This is a genomic window from Pseudovibrio sp. JE062, from assembly GCF_000156235.1.
Classification (GTDB): domain Bacteria; phylum Pseudomonadota; class Alphaproteobacteria; order Rhizobiales; family Stappiaceae; genus Pseudovibrio.
Window position 1 is genome coordinate 2,288 of the sequence record NZ_DS996814.1, and the last position, 24,570, is coordinate 26,857.

Sequence of the window (24,570 nt, forward strand, 5' to 3'; positions counted from 1 at the left end):
GTTTCCGGCGCGATGAGGCCGACGGAGCCGACCTTCAGCTCTTTGAATTGGCCGCCGATCTCGATATCCATCTCGCCCTGCAACGGAATAACAGCCTGCGCGAACGCGTGGCGGTGCCCGAGTTCCAGCCGGTTGTATTCGCGGATTACAGCTTGAAACGACATCTCTTCCTTCCGGGTCTCAACTTTCCTGCTTGAGCGTACTAAGCCTGTTGATGGCTAAGGGATACAGCGTAGGCGCACAAATCTCAAAAAGAAAATCTATTTCCTGTTTTGCCTAATTCCAATAAGCAGGAAATGGGGCAAGATCTGGCCTGCTTTGCTGAGAAGCCTCAGCCTAGCGGTGATGGCGTGCGAAAGGTGCGGCGCCGGGCCTTAGTGATTTAAGCGGATTATTTGCATGTTACAGAACCACTCAGCGGGCAAGACCAGCGCTGCAACGATGATCGGGAGCATCTCCATTGTTTTGTGGGGCACCCTTGCGGTGTTGACCAAGCTGACAGGAGATCAGTTCCCGCCGTTTCAGTTGCTGGCGATGACGTTCACCGTTGCAACGCTCACGCTCTCTGGCAAGCTGCTCAGTGGGAAGGCTGATTTGCGGTCTGCATTCAAGCTGCCTTTGTCCGGTTGGTTGCTCGGAGTTGGTGGATTGTTTGGGTTCCATGCGCTGTACTTCGTGGCCCTGCAGAATGCGCCTGCAGTTGAGGCGGGGCTGATCGCTTACATCTGGCCGCTGCTCATCGTGCTGTTTTCTGCGCTGTTGCCAGGGGAAACCATCACACGGTGGCATGTTTCCGGGGCGCTTGTGGCGCTGGTTGGTTACTGGGTACTACTTGGGTGGAAGGATACAGCTGGCAACTTGCAGTGGGAGTATCTCATTGGCTATCTGGCTGCTGCGGGCTGTGCGCTCATCTGGTCCAGCTATTCCGTTTTAAGCCGGCTGATCAAGAACACTTCTTCTGATGCGGTGATCGGCTATTGTGCGCTGACCGCTGCATTTGGCTGGCTCTCACATTTTCTCTGGGAGACCACGGCTGTTCCCGCTGACCCGCTGCAGATCATTGCCGTTCTCGGCCTCGGTTTAGGGCCCGTTGGCGTTGCTTTTTATACCTGGGATTTTGGCGTGAAACACGGCAACGTTCAGCTTCTCGGCGTGCTTGCCTACGGCGCCCCGCTGATCTCAACGCTGCTGCTGATCCTGTTCGGCGAAGGCACACTGGAAGCCAACGTGATCATCGCTGCATTGGCGATTGCAGGTGGTTCCTTAATTGCGGCGAAGAGGGTGGCTTAAAATCACCCAAATCGGCTAAATTCTGCTGCATTTTGAGTTCTACCATTCTTCATTAGTCGAATCGCAGAGATTTTATTTGGATGCTTCATGAGCAATAATACACTCAAGTTTTATCAGGAAAACGCCAGCACATACGCCACACACAAGAGCCGCCCAAACTCCATGTTGTTTCTGTTTCTGGAACGCTGCAAAGCGGGCGGACGGATTTTGGAGTTGGGAACTGGTGCGGGCGTCGATGCCCAAGCCATCCTTGAAGCAGGCTTCAAGCTTGATGCCACCGACGGGTCCTCCGAGTTGGCTGCTCTGGCAACCCATCGCCTTGGCCAGGAGGTCAAAGTGATGATGTTTGATGAGCTGGCTGCAAACGATACCTATGATGGTGTGTATGCCTGTGCCTCGCTGACCCATGCCTCTAAAGAGAACCTGCCAACTATTTTTGAAAAGATTTATCGTGCCTTGGTTTCCGGCGGCTCCGTCTGGGCTAGCTTTAAAGTGGGCTCTCACGACGGGACCGACAGTTTTGGCCGCTATTACAATTACATTTCGAAAGAAGAACTGGATGCCTTTTGGAAACAAGCTGGGCCTTGGGCTTCCATCACCTATGAGAGTTGGGAAGGCAGCGGGTTCGACAAGGTCCCAACCAGTTGGGTTGCAATTTCAGCAACCAAGTAAAGGCGTTTGCTAGTAGCTTGTTGGGCAACATTTTCGTTGCACACTAAGCTCGACCAACTCAGGGAAAGCATGGAAACAACCGCATCACACCTTAAGCCAATTGGGCGGCTTTCTCGGGCTGACGAGCATGGAGTTTTGCCGCGTATTGGGAGAGCTCCTGAAGAGCCTTTGTTTTCTGAGCTTTCTCAGTTTGCGGAAAAGCTCAAGCTAGAGCTTGGGGAACACTTTCATTGTCTGGCAGTTCGAGGATCAGCATCCCGAGGAACGTTCGTTAAAGGGGCTTCTGATATCGATCTGATTGTCTTCGCTTATGGTCCTGCTTTGCAGACCTTGTCTCCAGAGCACTGGATTACACAGGCAACCGACATAGATCTTGAATGGTTTGAGCCCGAGGACTTCCTGCAATCTTCCAGATTCCAGTGGCTCAAGTTTTCACTCAGCTACTCGGGATATTGCTTCGGGCCTCAAAACCTTCTTGCGGAGTTACCAGCTCCAACACTCGGTTCTCATGCAATTGCTCATTTGCATCGCGTGGATCGGTGGGCAATGGCTTGGCTGACACACCTTGCCGAGGCGAAGACAGATGGCGAGCGAAAACGGGTCTGTAGCTGGCTGATGAAACGCATTGTCCGCTCGCTCTTTGAAGCAGAAATGCTGAAAAGGAACGCCTATTCCCGAGACATCTATCCGTGTGCTGAGATCGCCTCTGAGGCGTTTCCTTATCATGCGCCTGCGATTTGGCGTGCAGCTGAACTTGCTGTGGCGCCAACCTCAGAACTATCTCTCATCAGGGAAGTCGCAGATTGCCTGCTTCCTGAACTCTTAAATCTTCAGTCACGCCTTAGGAGAGACATGGAGCACGATCACTCCGAAACCCCTCAGTTGCCACTGCTCTTCACCACTCAATCCCGCTTCCCTTGAAAGAACGTCTTCAGCATGGCGGCGGAGTCGGTTTCGGCTAGGCCGGAGTAGACGTCAGGGGTGTGGTGGCAGGTTGGGGAGGAGTAGAAGCGGACGCCGTGGTCTACGCCGCCACCTTTTGCATCCCCTGCCCCATAATAAAGCCTGCGGATGCGGGCGAAGGAGATTGCAGCTGCGCACATTGGGCATGGTTCCAGCGTGACGTAAAGATCGCAGCCTTCCAGACGCTGGGAGTTCAGCTGCTTGCCAGCTTCGCGAATGGCCAACACCTCGGCATGGGCGGTTGGGTCATTCAGCTCCAGCGTACGGTTGCCTGCAGCGGAAAGCACCTTGCCATCTTTGACCACAACACAGCCGATGGGCACTTCCCCTCGTGCTTCTGCCGCGCGGGCTTCGTTCAATGCCATATCCATAAAGGTTGAGTTCAATGTGGGCGTCTTCATGCGCGCCAAGCTAGTGCCATTTGCAGAAAAGGGGAAGCTGGTTTACGGACAAAGATATGCAAAACAAGAGATAAAGCAGTTCCTCCTGACTTGCCTGAGCAAGAGTTTCTTCTACTCTGAATGCTAAAGCGCCCTCATTTGTGATAGTGATCAAAAGGCTTGTTTTCGACTGTGCTAGAAACGTATTAATCTGGCACATGCGTTTCATCTCGTTGAGACTGCTATTGTCTTGGTATCCGGTACAGTGAGTGTCAAGTTTTGAGCATGTTCAGAAACTTTCAGAAACGTCAAACGAGTCTGCTTAGAGCTAAGGCAATCCTTGGTGTGTTTGACCAATCTGCCGAAGCTTTCATTTTCCCTATGCTGGATAATGGCTATGTCTATCTTGCAGCATCAAGGTTGTCTCTGTTCAGGTCTGATGAACACTGGGCTGCTGTCTTTGAGCTTTTCGGCTTTTCACTGCGTGCAGGTCACCCAGATCTGTCGATAGTTACTATCGGAAGTAAGTTGCATGATAGAGACAAACCATCAGACTACATGTCCGAAGAAGCATACAATAACTATCTGAAAAATAATCCACACTGGGAGGTGAGGAGGTTCTCGCCTATCTCGAACGAGGCTTGGAAAGATGAACGTAATCCGGAGTTCGTCGCAGAACAAGGCGAGATCATCCTGCGCGGTCTATCTTTGGAAATTCCTCAAGTAAGTGCCTATGCTGCCAAGCACGTTATATTAGAGGAAGAACAACCTGCAGTATTTGAGCTCTGCCGCTACCTTGCGTATGATCATCGCGAAGCACTTCTAGCAACGGAAGCCGAACGTAGCGTTAGTGTTCCTCCAGAAATGAAGCAAGTCATGCTCTTGGACGAGTGGCATCATCCCGACTTGGTCAATGGGCAAGCTCCAAGCCAGACTAAAACTTTTCGAATGCTTGCAAGCGTTCTCGAATGGAAAGCACCAGAGCTGTACTCCGCAGAGGAGCCTTTGAACAATCATTGGAAAAACTGGCCTGAAGGAGGGAGCCTTTAAGGTAGTGGCGCTTTGCGTACCGCGCAGCAATACTCAAGACATTGGGCTTAAACCGGCAACTCTCGCAACCTAACCTGACTGGTAGGGTTTGTCATCCAGGGAAGTCTCTTAATCGTTCAGATCGAGACAAAATAGCATTCTGTGCTCAGAGCTTAATGGTTTAGCAAAGTTGATTTCAACTGTTGGCTGAAAGGCCTGAATGTCCGCTGTTGGCCCTCCGGTGATACCCAGTATATCCCTCTGCCTCAGCTGGCGGCCACCTTTCCAAACGGTAGCCCATGGCTAATTGGATTATTTTTGCATCCAAGGATTGCCCGAACTATTGTCTGTTTAGATAAAAGTATCGGGGACATGTGAATGAGCAGTGTTTGGCGGCCAGAGCGACGCAACCGGAACATAGGCACTTCGTGGTCGGGCTATTCTAAATCGAACGATATGAGAGTTCCAGAAAGCTGGCAAGATAAGCATGGAAATTACTCGATGTTTTACGAGCGCCTCAAAACAACAGATACGCAAGAAATAGACATTGGCGGTTTCAAAATTAGAGCATTGTATGAAGAACCTCGCGAAGGCTTCACATACGGATGCACTCCCCTTGATGTGAGCAAACTGCTGAGATCATCTATTAATCTATCACAGGTCTTGCCTGACATCATTGCGTTCCGGCAGCCAACCCGAAAACAGCGCCAGCAAAAACCTGTTTGGGGTCGGTTTCTATACTTTGCGGATTTCGGAAAATATCATGGTACGGCTATCATACTTGAAGCTCAGGAGCTTGGTACAACGTTAAAATGGTCGAAGCGTATGCCATTGGAAGACCGTGCTGAGTACGAACGCCTAATCGCTGACGGACATGTTTTCATTGAGACAAAACGACATTTCGAAGCAGAGCTGCGAGCGCAAGGGGTACGAAATACTATACTTTACCGAACCTTGCTTCATGAACTCGGTCACCTAGCTCACTACCATCAAGATGTCCTCGACGGACAAACGGCACTTGATTTTGATCAGAAAGTTGCCAAAAATTTATATTTTTCCAAACCTAGCTCCGAACACGAGGCTTTTGCTCATTCGTTTGGCGAAGAACTCAGTAGATCTTTGAGAATAGCCGGAGAGATACCATTTGATCCAATAAAGTTTGAACAAGCAGACATTGAAGTGAGAAAAAATTAGATCGGGCCATATCTTCGCTACAGCAATTTTCTGATCAAAAAGCCATAGTGTCAGGGTTTAATTAATCTGTGCCCAACCTTTGATGGAATTGCTCGAATGGCAGCTCCTGGCCCTCTGTCAAAATAGAGGCGGTTCTGATCTTACGTTGAGCTACTTCGTTCAAAGCCGATTTTAGAAAAAACTGCGGAATAAAGGAGTTAAAGAAAATATCTGGCTACTTTCCTCTTCAATCTTCCAGTATTCAATTATTGCACTATAGAGATCTTTATCTTGGTTGATAGCTGAGTGTATCCTTTTCCAAACAGCAATCTCTGCATCACTATATATTATGTTTAAATCGCTTCGTTTTTCATACTTCATTACTTTGTCGTATAGATCATCAACACCGCTTGAATCTCGTCGGAGTAGTACAAAATCTTCAAAAGAAGAAACTACTAGTGAGCAAATCGCAAATTTCTCATCATCACTCCAGTCATCATTTTCGATAGCAGCAATAAATTCTTCCAACCGTTCACCATTTGCGAGCTCAATAGCCCAGTCCTGCTCACTTCCAGAAGCCGGTAATGCTAGTATTCGGTTGACCTTTTGGGTAGCCTCTAAAGTTGTGTATCTCACAAATGCCCTTTGCGTATTGACCAGCTTTCTATTTTCGCCGTCTATCAGTAAGCTGGCTGGTTATGAAATACAACGTTTATAAAAATGAATTTCTTGCTCCTAAGTGTCTGACCAGTTACCCAACTCTCACCCCAAGCTTGTGCCATTCAAATGGCAGCAAATGGCCCTCGACGCTAGCAACCGCTCTCAATGGCCTGAGTTCTCGCTGTGCAGCGAACGGCAGCTAAGTCCGCGTTTAAGCCCTCGCCATATGAGACTTCCTCACTCTCCCGCAGATACGCTGTAGCCCAACAAAAGCAGAAAAAATGACATGAGTCTGCTTTTGCCCCTTTGCCAATGGGCTCTGCTTAGGTTATGACCGTTTTCAGAGCATGTTTGCGTCCCGAAAACATCCACGCAGCACGCTCCGACTTCTTTTTTTGAGCGAATTCCTGTCTTCTGATTGAACCAATCAAACGGAATGCGCTTTGACGACATTCGAATATTGTGTGGCATCTGACAGACTGCTGGGCAGCCAAGGCGGTGACGCCTATGCGAGCTCATCCAGTGTATCTGTACAGAGTGTAGAAAGTTAAAGGCCCCGGTTCGCCGGGCAAGAGCCAATGAAAAACAGCGGTAAAACCCCAAAAAGCTCCTCCCGCAAATCCGGCGAGCAGACCAAGAAATCCTCCGGCAAAAAGAAACAGGAAGAGACAGTGACCGTTACTGGCGAGCGTATCGCCAAGGCGATGGCACGTGCTGGCCTGTGTTCACGCCGTGAAGCAGAAACATGGATTGAAGCCGGCCGCGTGAGCGTGAACGGCAATGTGCTGGACACACCAGCTTTTACCGTGACCCAGAAAGACAAGGTGTATGTGGATGGCAAACCTCTGCCAACCCGCGAGCGCACCCGTCTGTGGCTCTTCCATAAACCTCGGGGCACTGTTACCACCAACAAAGACCCTGAAGGTCGTAAGACTGTTTTTGACATTCTGCCAAAAGATATGCCACGCGTTGTGACTGTTGGCCGTCTGGACATCAACACAGAAGGGCTGTTGCTGCTGACCAATGACGGCGGCCTTTCCCGCGTGATTGAACTGCCTGCAACCGGCTGGCTGCGCCGCTACCGCGTGCGCGCGTTTGGTAAGGTGACTCAAGAGCAGCTGGATGCCCTGAAAGATGGTGTTGCCATTGACGGTGTTCTGTACGGCGCTATTGAAGCGACGCTGGACACTGAAAAAGGCGACAACGTTTGGCTGACCATTGGCCTGCGTGAAGGCAAGAACCGCGAAGTGAAGCGCATTCTTGAACACCTGGACCTGTCCGTGAACCGTCTGATCCGCATCTCCTTCGGTCCGTTCCAGCTGGGCGACCTTGGTGAGGGCGAGCTGCAGGAAATCCGCGGCCGCGTGCTGCGTGACCAGCTGGGCGAGCGCCTGGTTTCTGAAGCTGATCTTGATTTTGATGCGCCAATCATCAACCAGATGGATGCCCGCACCAGCAAAAAAGCCGAGATGAAGAAGAAAAAGAAATCTTCCGGCGGAGCTGGCGGCGGCTGGATCAGCGCGAAAGATGCAGCGGCTGTTCTTGCCAAGCACAACAAGAAGCCGATGCGCCATGGCGAAGACAAGCGCGATGGTGACGGTGAAGGTTCTGAGCGCAACCCATTTGGAGACCGTAAGCGCGTTGGCGTGAAGCCAACCTTTGGCGACCGGAAATCCTTTGGTGATCGCGATGGCGGAGAACGCAAGTCGTTCGGTGATCGCGGTGAACGCAAATCCTTTGGAGACCGCGACCGTGGTGACCGCAAGCCATTTGGCGATCGCGGCGAGCGTAAATCCTTTGGCGACCGCGACCGTGGTGATCGTAAGCCGTTTGGCGATCGTGACCGCAAGGCGGGCCCTTCCCGCTATGGCAGCAATGAGCGTGGTGGCGACAGCAAGCCGCGCCGCGTGTTCAGCGCTGACGGCACCGTAGACACCTACACACCTTCCTTCGAGGATGGCGACAACCGTCGTAACGACGAGAAGCGCAAGCCAGAAGAGCGCCGCTTCGGCACCCGCACCAAGCGTGGTGGTTTCGATCTTGCGCATGGTGGCACCAAGCGTTCTGCAGAAGATGCGCCAAGCCGTGAAGACCGTCGCGTTGGCCGCTTCAACCCGGCAGAAAACGCGAAGTACACCGGCGATACTGGCCCAACTGAGGGCGAGCGCCGCTTCTCCAATCGTCGCTCCCGCGATGATGCTCCATCTGATGAAAAGCGCGGCGGCTTTAACAAAGGCCCACGCGGTGGTCGCGATGGTGAGAAGCGCGGCTTTAGCAAAGGCCCTCGTGAGGGTGGTCGCGATGGCGACAAGCGCAGCTTCAGCAAGGGCCCTCGTGATGGTGGCCGTGATGGCGACAAGCGCGGCTTCAGCAAAGGCCCTCGTGAGGGTGGCCGTGATGGCGAAAAGCGCGGCTTCAGCAAAGGCCCTCGTGAGGGTGGCCGTGATGGCGAAAAGCGTGGCTTCAGCAAAGGTCCTCGTGACGGTGGCCGTGATGGCGACAAGCGCGGTTTCAGCAAAGGCCCTCGTTCTGGCAAGAGCTTTGGCGGAGATAAAGCACGTGGTGGTCGCCCAGGCGGTGATCGTGGCGCGCCTCGCGGACATAAAGGTGGCAGAAACTCGTGAGAATTGTTGCTGGACGATTTCGGGGAACAGCGCTCGCTACACCCAAGACGCAGAATACGCGGCCAACCACTGACCGGATGAGAGAGACCATCTTTAATGTGCTCGCTCATGCCTATGGCAATCCGGTTCAGGATGCCCGTGTACTGGACCTGTTTGCAGGCACTGGCGCTTTGGGTTTGGAAGCGATGAGCCGCGGCGGCAAATACTGCGTGTTCGTTGAGGACGCCGTGGAGCCGCGCGGTCTGATCCGCCGGAATGTGGAGACCACCGGTCTGATGGGCGCCACGAAGATCCTGCGCCGCGATGCGACTTCTCTGGGACATGCCGGCACCATGATGCCGTTTGATCTGGTGTTTCTGGATCCCCCCTACCGACAGGAACTGGGCGAAAAGGCTCTGGCGAGTGCTGCAGCCGGTGGCTGGCTCAATGAAGGCGCGCTGTGCATCTGGGAAGAAGATGCAAGCGTTTCGCCGGTGATCCCTGATGGGTTCGAGGGACTGGACGTGCGCCACGCCGGTGACAGCCAGATCCTGATTGTGCGGTACGTGGGGCTCTAGAGCGACCTTTCGGCAAGGAGTTCCGGTAAGGGGTTCGGGTCTGAGCTTGATGCGGAGTTTCTGAGCCGGCTGCGGACATGGAGCTGAGCGCGGCGTGTGCTCGTTCAGACCGCCTATATATATAAAGAGTAGAAGAAGGCCTTCCCGACGTGGTTTCGGGAGGGCCTTTTTTGTTTGGACTGGGTGATGTGGCGTGGGGTGAAGCTTCCCGGTGATGGGTGGGTTGTTGGGGCACGGCTGAGTGGGGTGGCAGCGGAGGCTGTCTGACACGGAGCGTCGAGGTGGTTTTCAGCGGTTGTGGCTGGAGGAGTTATCCTCGGTGAGCTGGTTGGCTCCGAGATATCTGGGATTTGAGGGGATCGGGTTCACAGTTCACTTAGCAACGCGTCACACCTCAAAAGAACGCAGAATTCCCCAAACCAACGCAAAACACTAATACTTGTCATTACTATCACTATACTTATGAGGGAAAGCCTGAATTTTCCAAATTTGGCGCTCAGCGAGTCTTTGATTCGAATGACGCAGATTGCATATAAAAAGGCCAAGGAATCTGCGAAACAAACTTTTAATAAACAATAACAAGCACTTAATTCATGGAGATCGACCCCGATTTCGCCTTTGTTACATCTACCTAGTTTTGGATAAAAGCGTTGCAGGAATGAAACAGCGGTTTCGATTACTTTGATAACTCTAGGTTATTTTTAGAGTTATTATTGCATCTATAAGGATGTGCTGGCATCAATTGCTGCAGGGAATTCGCGTACACAAAAATAAAATCAGTTTTGCTTAGGCAGCATTTGGGCCGCCTTAAGTAGTTTTGTCAATTAACCTTGTTTGAGGAGTGGGTTTCAACCCGATTTAGGAGTCGAATTATGCGCCACTTTACAACTAGCGCCGCAGCAGCGCTTATGATGAGTGCCACTCCGGTCCTTGCAGCCGATCTTCCCGTTGCGCCGGAGCCCGTAGAATACGTCCAGATCTGTGACGCCTACGGTACTGGATATTTTTATATTCCAGGCACTGATACCTGTTTGAGAATTCGCGGTCGTGTTCGTGCTGAATACCGCTTCAACAACTTTGGAGCTGGCCCAAGCGACTGGTCCGAGCGGACAAGAAATTCAACCTCCACTCGTGCACGTGGTTACCTCCGCATGGACGCACGAACTCAAACAGAATACGGTCTGCTTCGCGCTTACATCGATTTGTTTGGAACAGTTGATACTCCTGGCTTTATTCAGGATGACAGCTCCGTTCCTAACGTGAACAACCCAGTCGGCTCGTTTGGGGTTGAGCAGGACAACACTGTTATGACGCTTGATTATGCGTTCGTACAGTTTGGCGGTATGACCATTGGTCGTGCGCAGTCCTTCTATGACTTCTGGACCGGTTATGCATATGGTGCGATCACCACCGTTGCATACTCTGACCAAAACCTCTGGCTTGCCGGTTACACATTTGATCTTGGCAATGGCCTTTCAACCAGCTGGTCTGTAGAAGACAGAACCGCTCGCCAGCAGAACCTCTTTACTGGTGAGTATCTTAACTCTACAGGATTTAACCAGGGCTACGGCGGTATGCGCTTCCCAGATTTGGTCGCAAACATCCGTTTGGACCAAGGTTGGGGTTCTGCCCAGATCATGGGTGCTCTGACAGAAGTTCGCTATCTTGAATCTTATCCTTCCGGCCTTCTCGGTTGGGCCGTCGGTGGTGGTGTAGAATTTAATCTACCATTCTTCACCAACTATCTCTCCGGTTTCCAGGGTGTGGTACAGGCAACCTTCTCTCAAGGCGCACTCGGTTACGTGAATAGTGACTGGCAGAACGTCATCTGGGATGCAACTTCCCTTACAGATGGTGAAGACGGTATTGCTACCGGTTGGTCCATTGCTTGGGGTTTCCAGGCAGACTTCTCACCTGAATGGAACGCAGCTATCCAGGCTTCCTTTGCTAACGCTCGCTCTAAGTTCCTTTGGAACCAGAACCAGTGGGATGTTGTCGGTAAGATCGGCTGGACACCAGTTAGCGGCTTCGAAATCGGTACGGAAGTTGCTTACCGTAACGTTGGATTGGGTGACCTGTATCCAGATACAACCGTTAACGGCGGTAACCCAACTCGCCCACTCGGTCAGCAGGATATCATCTCCATCCTACTCCGTGTTCAAAGGGACTTCTGAGGCCACATGTCAGAACCCGTCGATTACCTAGTGTAGTCGAGAATACGAACTGGAAGAGGCGGATCATTGATCCGCCTCTTCTGGTTTTTCATTATGAAATCAATGACGTCCAAAAAGGCGTTCAATGTCGTGAAGCTTTAGCTCAATCCATGTTGGGCGGCCGTGGTTGCACTGACCGGACTTCGGTGTGGCTTCCATGTCTCTGAGCAGATTATCCATCTCTTCGGGGCGCATGCGGCGACCTGCTCTGATTGAACCGTGGCACGCCATTGTTGCAGCAACCAAATCCAGCTTTTCTCTAATGCGTGTTGAACTGTCGTACTCAGCAAAGTCATCCGCAAGATCCTGCACCAAAGCTTTGATATTCAATCGCTTCAGCATGGAAGGCGTTTCTCTGACTGCGATAGCTCCGGGACCAAAGCGTTCCAGAACGAGGCCGACTTCTTCCAGTTCAGAAGCACGTTCTTCCAAACGAGCAACGTCATCTTCTGGGAGATCAACGATCTCAGGGATCAAGAGCATTTGTCTTGGGACATCCCGCTTTGCGAGGTCTTCTTTGAGCTGTTCGTAGACAAGGCGTTCGTGTGCGGCGTGCTGATCCACGATTACGAGACCGTCTTTCGTCTGCGATACGATGTAGGTTTCGTGGATTTGTGCTCGTGCTGCCCCGAGTGGGAAGTTTTCTCTGTCTTCTGGCAGTTCATGCACATGCGCGCGTGAATCCGCTGATGGCGCATCGACGAGATTATAGGCTTGATGTCCTTGTTCGGCGGCAGAATCTTGTCCCATGGATGGCTCTGGCGAAGCTGTATAAGGTGCTGTTGCCTCCATCAGGCCCAGTTGCGTTTCCTGAGTTCCTGCTTCCGGGATATCGGCAGCGCTCCAGACAGAGGCGGAGCTTTCTTCAGGGCGATAGGCTGATTGTCGCCAGGAGTAGCTTTGCGCTGCTTCCCTGTGACCTTGTTGGGTATGTGCCGAAGCGCCTGAATGGACGTTAAAACCTGCCCCCTGCCCCATTGGACGGATGGCATTGATAGCAGATTGTGTATTCGCCGTAGATGCACGAAACCCAGACTGAACAAACGCGTTCTTAAGTGCGCCGATAAGCAACCCTCGAACGAGTTGTCCGTCACGGAAACGCACGTCAGCTTTAGCGGGGTGTACGTTTACGTCTACCTGATGCGGATCTAGGTCGATGTTCAGCACAACGATAGGATGACGGTCTCTTGAGAGAACGTCTGAGTATGCGGCTTTAAGTGAACCGAGTAGGAGCTTATCACGCACAGGGCGGCCATTTACGAAGAAGAACTGATGCTGTGAGTTGGCGCGATGGAATGTAGGGAGGCCAGCATATCCATAAAGATGTACCCCTTCCCTCAAAGCTTCAATTTCCATTGCGTTCTTTGTGAACTCTGCACCGAGGATTTGGCCGATACGCGCAAGATCTGCATCATCACCAGTGCACGCCGGTAGTTCAAGCTGTCTGCGATCGGAGCCAGAAAGGGTGAAGCGGATGGTTGGATTTGCGAGCGCGATACGTTTGATGATTTCGGTAATCGCTGTGGCTTCAGCGCGGTCTGATTTCAGAAACTTCAGGCGAGCTGGAACAGAGAAGAAGATATCTTTGACTTCAACACGTGTTCCTGCATTCAAGGCTGCTGGTTCGACTTCGCTGTTCTGACCACCTTCTACTTCGATTTTCCAAGCGTGTGGTTCCGATGCATGGCGGGTTGTGATTTCCAATCTGGAGATCGCGCCAATGGATGGCAGCGCTTCTCCGCGAAAGCCCATGGTTCGGATATCCATGAGGTCATTTTCAGGCAGCTTGGATGTACAGTGACGCCGGACGGCAAGTTGCAGGTCTTCCTTGGTCATACCTGCACCGTTGTCGGTTATGCGCAGGAGACTCTTGCCGCCAGTTGCAGTCACGATTTCAATACGCGTTGCACCCGCATCAACCGCATTTTCAACCAGCTCTTTGACGACACTTGCAGGTCGCTCGATTACTTCACCCGCGGCAATTCTGTTGATCGTCGTATCGCTAAGTTGTCTTACCGCCATAACCGCTCCGTTGTTCAATTGCCCTGCTTTTATCACCGAAAACCCGCCGAGTTTCGGGAGTTCATTTATATGGCGCATCTGGTCTGCATTTGTGACAGCGATTTACGCCCATAATGATACAGGGTGAGCAGTGATAGTAACTACTTGTCGTCGCCAGCTGCTCAGGCTATGAGGATTTGGCTCAAGTCTGCTCTTTTTTCAAGAGACTATCAAACTTCCTCCAAGAGAACATCCATGCAGCAACACTCCCCCATCACTGGCCTTAGCCAGATCGCAGATCAGTTTAATGGCATTTTATGTGATGTCTGGGGTGTTTTACATAATGGGATGAGTGCTTTCCCAGCTGCAATTGAGGCTCTTGAGACTTACAAAGCAAACTACGACAGACCTGTGGTGCTGATTACAAATGCACCGCGACCATCCAATGAGATTGAAGAGCATCTTCGTAGTTTGGGTGTGCCGCATTCTTGCTACGACTCGATTGTCTCATCCGGGGATGTGGTTCAGGCCGACTTGAGAGCGATTGATCATGCCAAGGTCTATCATATCGGCCCAAAGAAGAATCATAGCCTGTTTCATGGCGTTAGCTTTGATTTTGTAGAGCCGAAAGAGGCCGACATTATCGTCTGCTCTGGTTTGAATGATCGACGTGTAGAGGAACCGGAGGATTACCGTTCTCATTTTGAAGACTTGCTGAAGCTGGATCTCACTCTGATTTGCGCTAATCCGGATATTGTGGCCGAGCAAGGTGACAAGCTGGTTTGGTGCGGCGGTGCGCTGGCAAAGCTTTATGAAGAGATGGGTGGACGCGTGGTTATCACCGGCAAGCCATTTCATCCAATCTACGATATGGCTCGCGCTGAGCTCAATGCTCATGCGGGTAAACCGCTTGGAACGCACGAGATACTCGCGATTGGCGATGGGCTACCCACAGACATTAAAGGGGCAAATGCGCAGGGCATCAGTGCTTTGTTTTTGACTGACGGCATTCATGCGGCTGATCTTGAAGGAAATTCAGAGGCTGTGGTGAAGATGCTCGAGGCTGAAGGCATGCAGGTACATAGCTTTATGGGCCGCCTCAGCTGGTAATAAAAAAGCAGTTTGCGCCTTGTTTAGGACAAGCAAACTGCTTTTGTCTTTTATATCTGCAGCCCATGTCCGCAGGCAAACCTATTGCGTTTGATCAGGCGAACAGTTTGTCAATGTCGTCTTGCTGCACATCACCCAGCATTGCGTCGATCTCGTCCTGAGAGACACCCTCGCCTTTGTGCTGAGGGCCGTGAAGGATCAACTCACGCTTGCGGCGTTCTTCATCAGTCTCTTCGCCCTGATGTTCCGCCTGAGCTTCCTGCTCAAGGCGCAAACGCTCAACGAAGTTAGAGACGCGCTCGTCAATCGTGTTCAGTGTGCTGACAACCTTGGAAATACGCTGTCCGGTGATGTCCTGAAATGCGCAAGCCTGGAAAATTTCCATAACCTGATTGTTGACCGTATCCTGATAGGCTTGGGCATCTTCCGGATCAGCGGCCATAATGGCTTCTGCTGCTTCCATGATGGAATGTGTTGCCTCTTCTGTTGAAGAAACAATCGCATCCAGTTCCCGGCCAGCCTCAGGGATATGGTTATCTCTCATATCTGCGACACGAAGCTTACTGATCTCGGCTTTCATCCGCGCGATTTCTTCGCCGATTTCTGCCAGTTCCATGGTCACTGCAGGTTGGATGTGTTCAATGATGTCCCCCATTGAACCTGTCATAACCTCAGCCAGCCCCATAACGTCAGTTAATGTGACTTCGCTCGACTTCTCACGGCTTTCTTCCAGAAAATCGATGAGTTGCTGAATATCAATTTTGGTCAAAACTACACTTTCCCTTTATTTGAGTAGGGAACGTCTCCTCCAGCAGACGAAATATCTGCTAGGTCGGAGCTCTACCCGACCTTGTAACCGGTCAGTTGGGTGCACGAAAGGGTTGGGGCGCAATCGATATGGCGTCCTCACCCCAGCCCAAATTCTTCAATGTGCGCGCAATGCAAAATTAGTCAGCGAAAACCGCTTCGATTTTGCCTTTAAGAGTTTGCGCGTTAAACGGCTTAACGATGTAGTTGTTAACCCCTGCCTTCTTAGCAGCGATCACGTTTTCCGTTTTAGACTCAGCTGTAACCATGATGAACGGCGTCTTACACAGAGCCGCATCCTGTCTGACCTGCTTCAGCAGCTCATAGCCAGTCATAGGTTCCATGTTCCAATCCGAGATGACCAGGCCATAACGGCGCTGCTTCATTTTCTCGTAGGCCTCAGTGCCATCAGCCGCATCATCGATGTCCGTAAAGCCAAGTTGCTTCAACAAGTTCCGAATGATTCGAATCATGGTCTTATAATCATCGACAACCAAAATTGGCATCTGAAGATCAAGGGCCATGTACAACTCCATATTCTCAAGAGGCTGTCGTTGCCTCTCTGCTATACTCACGGCGACCACGACATTTTTAGGTCACACTGGACGCAGGTGTCCTTCCAATAAAAGGGGTCCCCACCAATTCAACTTTCGCGAAACTAACCGCCCTACGTTATAGTTAGGTTAATTTCTCCAATACGATTTCAATAATGCTAAAAGCCTAATTGTTTTTTAGAGGTCCGCTTACTAGCGTTTCTGCGCGTTTTACCGGCAATATTGCCTGTGGTTAATCCGAGGAAACACTATGCTCAGCCTTCGTCCGCTTGCTTATGAAGACCTTTCAGTCGGCATGACCGAAGTATTCGTTAAGCACGTCAGCTCTCAAGACATCGTAGGATTCGCAGAGGTTTCCGGTGACAGAAACCCTATCCATTTGTCGGAGCATTTTGCAGCAAAGACCCCTTTTAAAACTCGTATCGCGCACGGTCTTTACACCGCGAGCCTTATCTCAGCCGTACTTGGAACGCGATTACCGGGCCCAGGTGCAATTTATTTGTCTCAATCTTTAAATTTTCGCGCGCCTGTGTATATCGGCGACGATATTGAGGTTCGCGTGAGCGTTGCGGAGCTGATTGACAAAGGCTGCAGAGCCCGTCTGGACTGCAAGTGTCTTGTGGATGGGAAGGTGGTTCTGGAAGGGGAAGCGATGGTCAAAGTCCCTGCCCGCGCCGATATGGATATTCCGCTTTAAGCTGAAATTCCTGCGAAGAACTTGCAGTTTCTTGTGTCCGGCCCGTCAAACCTTATCTGAAGAGCTTGACGGGGCGGGCTTCTCACGGCACCGTCTCGCAAAATTCTGGAAATTTGGAGAATGTTGCGCACTGTGCTTTTGTGCAGCAAACTCTAAATCTTTATTTTCACGCGTATTCTCATAGGAAAACCGGAGCCTCTTATCGGGATACGCTTTAGCGGGAAGTACAGTTCATGGGTGAGCCGATCAAGCAGGCGCATTCTTTTCAGCATATTACCGACCTTGCGCAGTTTCCTGAAAAGCTGCGCGGCGGTGTTGTTGCGATCGGAAATTTTGATGGTGTGCATCGTGGACACCGGGCTGTACTTGATCTGGCACGTGATGAAGCAGCAAAGCGCGGTGTTCCTGCGCTTGCCATGACGTTTGAGCCGCATCCGCGTACTTTCTTTCGCCCTGAGCAACCTGTGTTTCGTCTGACTCCGAGCCATATCAAGGCCGAGATTCTTGAGGCGGAGCATCTGGATGGTGTGATCGAACTGCCTTTCACCAAAGAATTCGCCAGCATGGCCGCTGAGGATTTTGTGAAGGACATACTGGTGGATCGCCTTGGAATCTCCCAGAGCATCACCGGCTATGACTTCCACTTTGGCAAAGGCCGTCAGGGGACACCTGAGTTTCTGCGCGAAGCAGGCGAGGCCCATGGGTTTGCTGTGACTATTGTTGGGGCTGAAGGTGATGAAGGTGGTGAGGTGATTTCCTCCAGCCGTATTCGCGCAGCTCTTGGTGAAGGTGATCTGGCGGTTGCCAATGGTCTGCTGGGCTATCGCTATTTTGTTGAAGCGACTGTTCAGCATGGTGAAAAGCGTGGTCGTGAGCTGGGATATCGACTGCTAATCTAAAGCTGCTGACATGGTGAACTGAAGAAGGCGTTTACGCCGTTCAGAATCAAAGATTGATGGCGAGATGCATGATGGCGTTGCCAGCTTTGGACGTCGACCAACTTTGACGATGCGCTCCGCTGCTCGAAGTTCATGTGTTTGACTTCAGCGGTAACCTCTATGAGAAGCTCGTCACTGTTTGCTTTATCGGGTTTATCCGCCCTGAACTTAAATTTGACGGTATTGACGGCTTAATTGCGCAAATGGATCAGGATAGTGCGGAGGCGCGGGCGATGATTGCTTCGATGCGACCACTTTCTCATCTGGACCAAATGCTCAACACCGACGGATAATCTCATTCTATAGAAAGACCTAGCATGACATCAGCGGCTACGCGGGCTGGCGCTGCCAGCTCTGACAATGTGTTGCACGGCGTACTGTTGATGATGTTCGGATTGCTCATCCTTTCGAGCACCGATGGCGTGGTGAAGTATCTTTCTGAGTTTTTCTCGCCTTTAACTGTCGCCTTCTTCCGCTTTGCTGTTCAGCTTGCCATCATTCTGGCGATTGCTCCTTTTCAGAAACGGAGTTGGCGCAGTCTGCTGCAGGAAACCACCCTACCCCTGTTCTGCCGAGGCCTGTTGCTGGCCGTTGGATCGGTGTTCATCGTCTTTGGACTGAAGTACCTGCCACTTACTGATGCGACTGCGATCTTCTTTGTACAGCCGGTTATTCTGGTGGTTTTGTCAGCGGTGTTTCTGAAGGAGAAAGTTGGCGCTAAGCGGTGGCTGGCGGTGTTGATTGGGTTTACTGGTGTGCTCGTCATCATGAGGCCGGGAACTGGCGTGTTCCAACCTGCAAGTCTGCTTATCCTAGCAGCGGCGTTTACATTTGCCTGCTATCTGATGCTGACACGGAAACTCTCCGGGCAAGCCTCTCAGCTGGCCATTCAATTCGCAACTGGCTTTGCAGGCAGCCTGTTCATCCTGCCGATTATCTTTTACGCATGGCTGACTGGCTTTGGCGGCGATCTGGTGATTGCTGATCAGAAAGCAGATTTCACGCTCCCGACGATCTTTCTACTCTGCCTTGGTGGAACGGGCCTGTTTGCGCATGTGTTGCTGGTCAAGGCTTTTGAAAGAGCCCCGGCTTCTGTTCTGGCGCCTATCAACTACGTGGAAATTATCTCTGCAACCACAATCGGTTATCTGGTCTTCAACGAGATTCCGGATAAGTTTGTCTGGGTTGGCGTCGGGATGCTTGTCTGCAGTGGGCTGATACTGGCGAATGCGGAGCGAAAACCGTCGCCCTCATAATGTTGAGTGGCGGAACAGATACTCTTTAGATAACTGCACTGAATAGACTTTGACGAATACTTTCTTTTTCTTGCGCGAAAGAATAGCTGGTGCGTCAATATAGGCCCTTACCCTGATCGCTGGCTTTGATATGTCAGCGTATCCCCCATTTTCCGAGAGCAACATGACAACAACAACCGCCTCGACAGACAGTCATAGTTCCAATGCCGGGCTGCATGGCATCCTGTTTATGGTCGCCGGGATGTCTCTGGCACCACTTATGGATGGTACTGCCAAGTATCTGAGCAGTTTTATCTCGCCGGTAGAGGTATCACTTGGCCGTTTTCTTTGTCAGGCGCTGATTGTTCTTCTGATCGCTGTTTTCATGGGGCGCTCGTTTGGTTCGCTGATGAAGGAAGTGAACCGCATTCAGCTGATCCGCGGTGCATGTCTGGCGATCTGTTCGATCTTCTTCTTCAGCTCTCTCAAGTACATGCCGCTGGCAGATGCGATTGCGATCTTCTTTGTACAGCCCATGATCCTGACAGTGCTTTCTGCCGTGGTGCTTAAGGAGAAAGTGGGCGTTCGCAGGTGGTCAGCAGTTGTTGTCGGCATGGTGGGTGCGCTTATCATCATTCGTCCAGGCTCCAGTGCTTTGGGCTGGCCTTCCCTGTTACCGCTCGCAGCAGCGACTTCGTTTGCAGCCTACCTTGTTTTGACGCGCAAGCTTTCTGGCAGTGCATCCCTGCTCGGCATTCAGTTTACGACTGGCGTGGCTGGTGTTCTGACGCTGACACCACTGGTGATTATCGCAAGCCTGTTTGGGTTTGAGGCAGCCGCCTGGACCACACCGGATCTTACTCACCTACCTTTGTTCGTGCTGATGGGCATTATCTCCTTCGCCTCACATGGCTGCATTGTGCTCGCCTTTGACCGCGCACCGGCCTCCGTGCTGGCACCGCTGAGCTATACGGAAATCATCAGCGCGACCATCGTTGGCTTTGTGCTGTTTGGCGATATTCCGGACATGTTTGTCTGGCTGGGTGTTGCGCTTATCGCAAGCGGCGGGCTTTACATTGCGCACCGTGAGCGGACTGCTGCGAAGCGTCAGGCGGAGAGTGAGGAGCTGGTCGACAGTTCCCCCAAACGCCATTACTGACGCGGAGTTGTCACGTTAACCTGAGTTCGATCGCAAAAGCTTTGCTTTAGGTACTATTCAGGCATTGGCCATCACCGCTTACTTCCACTCGGGAAAACCGTTGAGGCGATCTTGCAGATGTTGTTTGCGCCTCATCGTTTGCGGGGTTGCGATGAAAAAGTTTAAGGCTGTTGTCAGGCGATAAAACTTGGTTCAAACCTAATGTGGCAACACTAGCTGGCTAACACTCAGATGCAACATCTTTGCTTTCATCCCAAAGCTGAATTCCGCAACTGTATTTTGTCACGTAGTTTGCAATGATCACGGTCTCACCACGCTCTTCCGCAGAACCGCTGGCATCAATGTACCATGTCCAAAACAACCAAGGCTTTGCGTAAGTAAAAATGTTAATTCTAAAACCGAGAGGTTTGCCGTCACCACTGAGACAACTCGTTATATTGACATTTGAGCTATAACTAAAAGATTTTATATTTTGCTGGCTATGCTCACAGTACTGATCAAATATCTCGCTCTCTTCTTCAAAATAAGGTCCGGAGATACAGTTATCCTCGCCACACTTTTCTATTTTAAAGACAGCTTCTTTATTTCGATTCAATACATTGCCAAAAGACAATAGAGCATAATCAGAGAACATTCTGTTTTCTAAGAAAAAATCTAAATATTCATCCCTGCTGTTTTGAATAAAAATCCACTCATACTCCATATTATTAAAGGATGAGTCATATCGTATTGCATTAGATACGATGTTTATATCTTGGTGATAGGCCAGCGCATACTGAGAGGCATACTCAACCAGATCCTGTTTATGCTGATGGTATTTATAATAGTTAAAGATGTAAAAAGACGTCACAAGCATAAAGGCAAGGGATACAGTCAGTAATATTATGTCGCCTTGTTTTATTTTAGGCATTTCTCAATTATCCATCATCAAATGAAGTGGAACTTATCGGCTTTTCATGGTGCTGTCACGTTAACCAGAGTTTGATCGCAGAAGCCTTGTATCAAGAGCAACTCAGACGCTGATCACTGCCTTTTACTTCCACTTAGCAAAACCGTTGAGGCGATGCTTACGGATGATATTTGCGCATCATTGTTCGTTAGGCGCGACGAAGATGCTACGCATAACAGAAAAGCTGGCGAAAAATCTTCGCTCAAACTGAACGCGACAAGACCCATATCTTCATCCCAAAACCAGAATTCATTTTCGAGATACACTCCAGCACATCAGCTCCAAACTTCAGGAAAATTACTCTTGGTCTTGAGAATATTGAGCTTTGTTGTTAGAGGCTCTTTATTCCTTACATAAGCGCTGCTAAAAGCACTCATTATGTTAGCCAAGTTTGAAGATAACAGGACTGCTCCTTTGACCTCTTTCAAGGTGTGCCAATTTCGAATTATTGGCCCGGCCTTCAGCTGAGACGCCCGCTGGCGCCCTGAAGTACCGGGAGACCTCCAACCGTCACCGTTGTGGCGGGACTTTCAAGCTTGCGCAAATCCCTGCGCTTTACCAAATGCCTATGGGCAAACAGATGCCCACATAAGCGGACTGCAAAATGACCGATACACCGAGCCGCGATTATTCGGAAACGCTCAACCTGCCTAAAACTGATTTCCCGATGCGGGCAGGTCTTCCTAAAAATGAACCTAAGATCCTTGCCAAGTGGTTGGACAAAGATCTTTACAAGGTGATGCGCGATCAATCCGCTGGTCGCCCAAAGTTCATCCTGCATGATGGCCCTCCATATGCAAACGGCAATATCCATATCGGCCACGCGCTGAACAAGACCCTCAAGGACATCATCAACCGCTCTATGCAGATGCAGGGCTTTGATGCCAACTATGTTCCTGGCTGGGACTGTCATGGTCTGCCGATCGAATGGAAGATTGAAGAGCAGTATCGCAAAAAGGGCAAAAACAAAGACGCTGTGCCGATCAACGAGTTTCGTAAGGAATGCCGTGAGTTTGCGGACAAGTGGATCGACGTTCAGCGCGAAGAATTCAAGCGTCTTGGCATTGAAGGTGACTGGGACAACCCATACCTGACCATGCGCTACGACAGTGAAGCAGTGATCGCAAACGAACTGATGAAGTTTGCGACAAGCGGACAGCTGTACCGTGGTTCCAAGCCTGTCATGTGGTCCATCGTTGAGAAGACTGCTCTTGCTGAAGCGGAAGTGGAGTATGAAGACCATACTTCCCACACCATCTGGGTGACCTTCCCGGTTGTTTCCGGCAATGAAGCGCTGATCGGCAAGAAGGTGGTTATCTGGACAACCACTCCATGGACCATCCCTGCAAACCGCGCGATCTCTTTCTCCAAAGACATCAGCTACGGCATCTTCAAGGTGACTGAAGCTGCTGAAGACAACTGGGCGAAGGTTGGCGAAGAGTTCATCATTGCTGACAAGCTTGCTGAGTCTGTTTTCGAAGCTTCCCGTGTTGATGCTTATGAGCGTGTGTCTGACGTTGATGTGAGCACCATCGAATACTGCGCGCACCCGTTGCGCGGTGCTGAAGGTGCTGGCGACTACTTCGACTTCAACGTGCCGATGCTGGCTGGTGATCACGTAACTGACGATGCTGGTACCGGTTTCGTACACACCGCACCGGGTCACGGTCAGGAAGACTTCCAGATGTTCCTGGACAACCGTGAAGCGTTTGCGAAGGCTGGTACTGAGCAGGTTCCAATGACCGTTCAGCCAGACGGTTCTTACTACCCGCATGTGCCACTGTTTGAAGGCAAGTACATCCTTGACCGTAAGGGCAAGGAAGGCTCCACCAACAAAGCAGTTATCGAAAAGCTTGTTGAAGTTGGCGGCCTGATGGCTCGTGGCCGTGTAAAGCACTCCTACCCGCACTCCTGGCGCTCTAAAGCTCCTTTGATCTTCCGTAACACGCCTCAGTGGTTTGTTTACATGGACAAAGAGCTTTCTGAAGAAGCGAAGGGTGACACTCTGCGTTCCCGCGCTCTGAAAGCGATCTCCGAAACGCGTTTCGTGCCTGCAACTGGCCAGAACCGTCTGAACGCGATGATCGAAGCCCGTCCTGACTGGGTTCTTTCCCGTCAGCGTGCATGGGGTGTGCCGATCACTGTGTTCGTGAACAAGGAAACCGGTGAAGTTCTGAAGGACGATGCAGTCAACGCGCGTATCTTCGAAGCTTTCCAGAATGAAGGCGCGGATGCGTGGTTTGAGGAAGGCGCAACGCAGCGCTTCCTTGGTGAAGGCTACAAGGCTGACGACTTCGAGAAGGTCGACGACATCCTCGACGTATGGTTCGACTCCGGTTCCACTCACGCGTTCTGCATGGAGCGTCGTGAAGACCTGAGCCCGAAGCGTAAGGGTCTGGGTGGTGACGACTACGTTCTCTATCTGGAAGGCACTGACCAGCACCGCGGTTGGTTCCACTCTTCCCTGCTGGAAAGCTGTGGCACCCGTGGTCATGCGCCATATGACGCTGTTCTTACCCACGGCTTCACCATGGCTGAAGACGGTCGCAAGATGTCCAAGTCTTTGGGCAACACCATCGCACCTCAGGACGTGATCAAGCAGTACGGTGCTGACATCCTGCGCCTGTGGGTTGGTTCAGTCGACTATGCGGAAGATCAGCGTATCGGCCCTGAGATCATCAAGACCAACGTTGATGCTTACCGTAAGCTGCGCAACACCCTGCGCTTCATGCTCGGTTCTCTCGGTCACTATGAAGGCGAAGAGGTTGCTCTTGCCGACATGGAAGAGCTGGAACTGCTGATGCTGCATCGTCTGGCTGAGCTGGATGTGCTGGTTCGCGACGCTTACATGGCCTTCGACAGCAAGCGCGTGTTCTCCACGCTGTTCAACTTCATGACTGTTGAGCTGTCTGCGTTCTACTTCGACATTCGTAAGGATGCGCTGTACTGCGATGCACCGTCTTCCAAGAAGCGTAAGGCATCCCTGTACGTGATTGAGCAGCTGTTCCGTCACCTGACCATGTGGCTGGCACCAATCCTGCCGTTCACCATGGAAGAGAGCTGGGGCTATCGTTACGGAGAAGCGACCACTTCCGTTCACCTGCAGCAGTTCCCTGCTGTTTCTTCTGCATGGAGAAACGATGAGCTTGCAGCGAAGTGGGAGAAGGTACGTGCGGTTCGCCGTGTGATCACCGGTGCTCTTGAGATCGAACGCCGTGAAAAGCGGATCGGTTCTTCTCTGGAAGCACACCCAACCGTCTTCGTTTCTGACGCAGACCTGATGGGTGCGCTGAACGGTCTGGATATGGCTGAAATTGCCATCACTTCCCAGCTGAACCTTTCTGCAGACGGCGCTCCTGAAGGTGCGTTCGTTCTGGAAGATGTTGCTGGCGTTGGCGTTGTGCCGGGCCTTGCAGAGGGTAACAAGTGTGCCCGCTCCTGGAAGATCCTGCCAGAAGTTGGAACAGATGGTGAGTATCCTGAACTGACCCTGCGCGATGCGAATGCAATGCGCGAGCTGGATAGCGCTGCTGTTTAAGCAAACAAAGTGACGAGGGAA

General features: G+C 51.3%; 19 protein-coding genes and 1 pseudogene. 14 read left to right on the forward strand and 6 right to left on the reverse strand.

The window, feature by feature from the left end:
• The first annotated feature begins 399 nt into the window (after positions 1-399).
• From PJE062_RS21720 to PJE062_RS21730, 3 genes are all read left to right on the forward strand, one after another.
• A complete protein-coding gene (locus tag PJE062_RS21720; protein ID WP_008552133.1) occupies positions 400-1,290 on the forward strand; it encodes a DMT family transporter in 891 nt (296 codons plus the stop codon).
• Between the two features lie 87 nt (positions 1,291-1,377).
• Entirely contained in the window at positions 1,378-1,962 is a 585-nt protein-coding gene (locus PJE062_RS21725; protein WP_008552136.1) for a class I SAM-dependent methyltransferase, read from the forward strand.
• Positions 1,963-2,031: 69 nt separating this feature from the next.
• Positions 2,032-2,883 (forward strand): hypothetical protein, encoded by an 852-nt coding sequence (locus PJE062_RS21730; protein WP_008552147.1) that lies wholly within the window; start codon positions 2,032-2,034, stop codon positions 2,881-2,883.
• Here the strand turns inward: PJE062_RS21730 and PJE062_RS21735 are convergent.
• Positions 2,865-3,326 carry a nucleoside deaminase gene (locus PJE062_RS21735; RefSeq protein ID WP_247643142.1) on the reverse strand — a complete coding sequence of 154 codons (462 nt, stop codon included), beginning with the start codon at positions 3,324-3,326 and terminating at the stop codon, positions 2,865-2,867. The two genes, PJE062_RS21730 and PJE062_RS21735, sit on opposite strands and share 19 nt — an antisense overlap.
• Before the next feature lie 324 nt (positions 3,327-3,650).
• Here PJE062_RS21735 and PJE062_RS21740 point away from each other — a divergent pair, with 324 nt between their 5' ends.
• Positions 3,651-4,355: a hypothetical protein gene (locus PJE062_RS21740; protein ID WP_157039296.1), complete on the forward strand. Its 705-nt coding sequence runs from the start codon at positions 3,651-3,653 to the stop codon at positions 4,353-4,355.
• Positions 4,356-4,835: 480 nt separating this feature from the next.
• Complete coding sequence (locus PJE062_RS21745) at positions 4,836-5,528, forward strand: hypothetical protein (RefSeq protein WP_037037978.1); 693 nt, start codon at positions 4,836-4,838, stop codon at positions 5,526-5,528.
• Positions 5,529-5,699: 171 nt separating this feature from the next.
• On the opposite strand, the gene PJE062_RS21750 is transcribed toward PJE062_RS21745, so the two are convergent.
• Positions 5,700-6,143, reverse strand: coding sequence for a hypothetical protein (locus tag PJE062_RS21750; protein ID WP_037037981.1), 444 nt, complete (start codon positions 6,141-6,143; stop codon positions 5,700-5,702).
• A 602-nt stretch (positions 6,144-6,745) separates the two neighbouring features.
• Between PJE062_RS21750 and PJE062_RS21755 the strand changes: the two genes are divergently transcribed.
• From PJE062_RS21755 to PJE062_RS21765, 3 genes are all read left to right on the forward strand, one after another.
• On the forward strand, positions 6,746-8,791 hold the full coding sequence (locus PJE062_RS21755; protein WP_008552252.1) for a pseudouridine synthase: 2,046 nt from the start codon (positions 6,746-6,748) through the stop codon (positions 8,789-8,791).
• The gene (gene rsmD / locus PJE062_RS21760) at positions 8,788-9,348 is read left to right on the forward strand and encodes a 16S rRNA (guanine(966)-N(2))-methyltransferase RsmD (protein WP_037037985.1); all 561 of its coding nucleotides are present in this window, start codon (positions 8,788-8,790) and stop codon (positions 9,346-9,348) included. The genes PJE062_RS21755 and rsmD overlap by 4 nt, the downstream gene beginning before the upstream one ends.
• Before the next feature lie 872 nt (positions 9,349-10,220).
• Positions 10,221-11,522, forward strand: a complete 1,302-nt coding sequence (locus PJE062_RS21765) for a porin (RefSeq protein WP_008552090.1) — start codon at positions 10,221-10,223, stop codon at positions 11,520-11,522.
• A gap of 99 nt (positions 11,523-11,621) precedes the next feature.
• Here the strand turns inward: PJE062_RS21765 and mutL are convergent, their stop codons facing one another.
• Complete coding sequence (gene mutL, locus PJE062_RS21770; RefSeq protein WP_037037987.1) at positions 11,622-13,583, reverse strand: DNA mismatch repair endonuclease MutL; 1,962 nt, start codon at positions 13,581-13,583, stop codon at positions 11,622-11,624.
• A 234-nt stretch (positions 13,584-13,817) separates the two neighbouring features.
• Between mutL and PJE062_RS21775 the strand changes: the two genes are divergently transcribed.
• Positions 13,818-14,672 carry a TIGR01459 family HAD-type hydrolase gene (locus PJE062_RS21775; protein ID WP_008552250.1) on the forward strand — a complete coding sequence of 285 codons (855 nt, stop codon included), beginning with the start codon at positions 13,818-13,820 and terminating at the stop codon, positions 14,670-14,672.
• A 94-nt stretch (positions 14,673-14,766) separates the two neighbouring features.
• On the opposite strand, the gene PJE062_RS21780 is transcribed toward PJE062_RS21775, so the two are convergent.
• Positions 14,767-15,441 (reverse strand): protein phosphatase CheZ, encoded by a 675-nt coding sequence (locus tag PJE062_RS21780; RefSeq protein ID WP_008552119.1) that lies wholly within the window; start codon positions 15,439-15,441, stop codon positions 14,767-14,769.
• Positions 15,442-15,619: 178 nt separating this feature from the next.
• Positions 15,620-16,003 carry a response regulator gene (locus PJE062_RS21785; RefSeq protein WP_008552155.1) on the reverse strand — a complete coding sequence of 128 codons (384 nt, stop codon included), beginning with the start codon at positions 16,001-16,003 and terminating at the stop codon, positions 15,620-15,622.
• Positions 16,004-16,283: 280 nt separating this feature from the next.
• Here PJE062_RS21785 and PJE062_RS21790 point away from each other — a divergent pair, with 280 nt between their 5' ends.
• The 4 genes and pseudogenes from PJE062_RS21790 to PJE062_RS21805 all read left to right on the forward strand — a co-directional run bounded on the left by PJE062_RS21790 (position 16,284) and on the right by PJE062_RS21805 (position 20,062).
• A complete protein-coding gene (locus PJE062_RS21790) occupies positions 16,284-16,730 on the forward strand; it encodes a MaoC family dehydratase (RefSeq protein ID WP_037037988.1) in 447 nt (148 codons plus the stop codon).
• 233 nt (positions 16,731-16,963) lie between these two features.
• Positions 16,964-17,961, forward strand: a pseudogene (locus PJE062_RS21795) (bifunctional riboflavin kinase/FAD synthetase).
• 24 nt (positions 17,962-17,985) lie between these two features.
• Positions 17,986-18,924, forward strand: a complete 939-nt coding sequence (locus tag PJE062_RS21800) for a DMT family transporter (RefSeq protein ID WP_008552082.1) — start codon at positions 17,986-17,988, stop codon at positions 18,922-18,924.
• Between the two features lie 163 nt (positions 18,925-19,087).
• Positions 19,088-20,062 (forward strand): DMT family transporter, encoded by a 975-nt coding sequence (locus tag PJE062_RS21805; RefSeq protein ID WP_008552089.1) that lies wholly within the window; start codon positions 19,088-19,090, stop codon positions 20,060-20,062.
• Positions 20,063-20,282: 220 nt separating this feature from the next.
• Here the strand turns inward: PJE062_RS21805 and PJE062_RS21810 are convergent, their stop codons facing one another.
• On the reverse strand, positions 20,283-20,972 hold the full coding sequence (locus PJE062_RS21810; protein ID WP_037037990.1) for a hypothetical protein: 690 nt from the start codon (positions 20,970-20,972) through the stop codon (positions 20,283-20,285).
• Positions 20,973-21,615: 643 nt separating this feature from the next.
• On the opposite strand from PJE062_RS21810, the gene ileS reads away from it, so the two are divergent.
• Positions 21,616-24,549: an isoleucine--tRNA ligase gene (ileS, locus tag PJE062_RS21815; RefSeq protein WP_008552120.1), complete on the forward strand. Its 2,934-nt coding sequence runs from the start codon at positions 21,616-21,618 to the stop codon at positions 24,547-24,549.
• The last annotated feature ends 21 nt before the right edge of the window (positions 24,550-24,570 follow it).

What these genes read in the sequence shown, in the direction of transcription:
- PJE062_RS21720 (WP_008552133.1), top strand. Translation starts at nt 400, where the DNA reads ATGTTACAGAACCACTCAGCGGGCAAGACCAGCGCTGCAACGATGATC.
- PJE062_RS21725 (WP_008552136.1), top strand. Translation starts at nt 1,378, where the DNA reads ATGAGCAATAATACACTCAAGTTTTATCAGGAAAACGCCAGCACATAC.
- PJE062_RS21730 (WP_008552147.1), top strand. Translation starts at nt 2,032, where the DNA reads ATGGAAACAACCGCATCACACCTTAAGCCAATTGGGCGGCTTTCTCGG.
- PJE062_RS21735 (WP_247643142.1), bottom strand. Translation starts at nt 3,326, where the DNA reads ATGAAGACGCCCACATTGAACTCAACCTTTATGGATATGGCATTGAAC.
- PJE062_RS21745 (WP_037037978.1), top strand. Translation starts at nt 4,836, where the DNA reads ATGTTTTACGAGCGCCTCAAAACAACAGATACGCAAGAAATAGACATT.
- PJE062_RS21755 (WP_008552252.1), top strand. Translation starts at nt 6,746, where the DNA reads ATGAAAAACAGCGGTAAAACCCCAAAAAGCTCCTCCCGCAAATCCGGC.
- PJE062_RS21765 (WP_008552090.1), top strand. Translation starts at nt 10,221, where the DNA reads ATGCGCCACTTTACAACTAGCGCCGCAGCAGCGCTTATGATGAGTGCC.
- mutL (WP_037037987.1), bottom strand. Translation starts at nt 13,583, where the DNA reads ATGGCGGTAAGACAACTTAGCGATACGACGATCAACAGAATTGCCGCG.
- PJE062_RS21775 (WP_008552250.1), top strand. Translation starts at nt 13,818, where the DNA reads ATGCAGCAACACTCCCCCATCACTGGCCTTAGCCAGATCGCAGATCAG.
- PJE062_RS21785 (WP_008552155.1), bottom strand. Translation starts at nt 16,003, where the DNA reads ATGGCCCTTGATCTTCAGATGCCAATTTTGGTTGTCGATGATTATAAG.
- PJE062_RS21790 (WP_037037988.1), top strand. Translation starts at nt 16,284, where the DNA reads ATGCTCAGCCTTCGTCCGCTTGCTTATGAAGACCTTTCAGTCGGCATG.
- PJE062_RS21800 (WP_008552082.1), top strand. Translation starts at nt 17,986, where the DNA reads ATGACATCAGCGGCTACGCGGGCTGGCGCTGCCAGCTCTGACAATGTG.
- PJE062_RS21805 (WP_008552089.1), top strand. Translation starts at nt 19,088, where the DNA reads ATGACAACAACAACCGCCTCGACAGACAGTCATAGTTCCAATGCCGGG.
- PJE062_RS21810 (WP_037037990.1), bottom strand. Translation starts at nt 20,972, where the DNA reads ATGCCTAAAATAAAACAAGGCGACATAATATTACTGACTGTATCCCTT.
- ileS (WP_008552120.1), top strand. Translation starts at nt 21,616, where the DNA reads ATGACCGATACACCGAGCCGCGATTATTCGGAAACGCTCAACCTGCCT.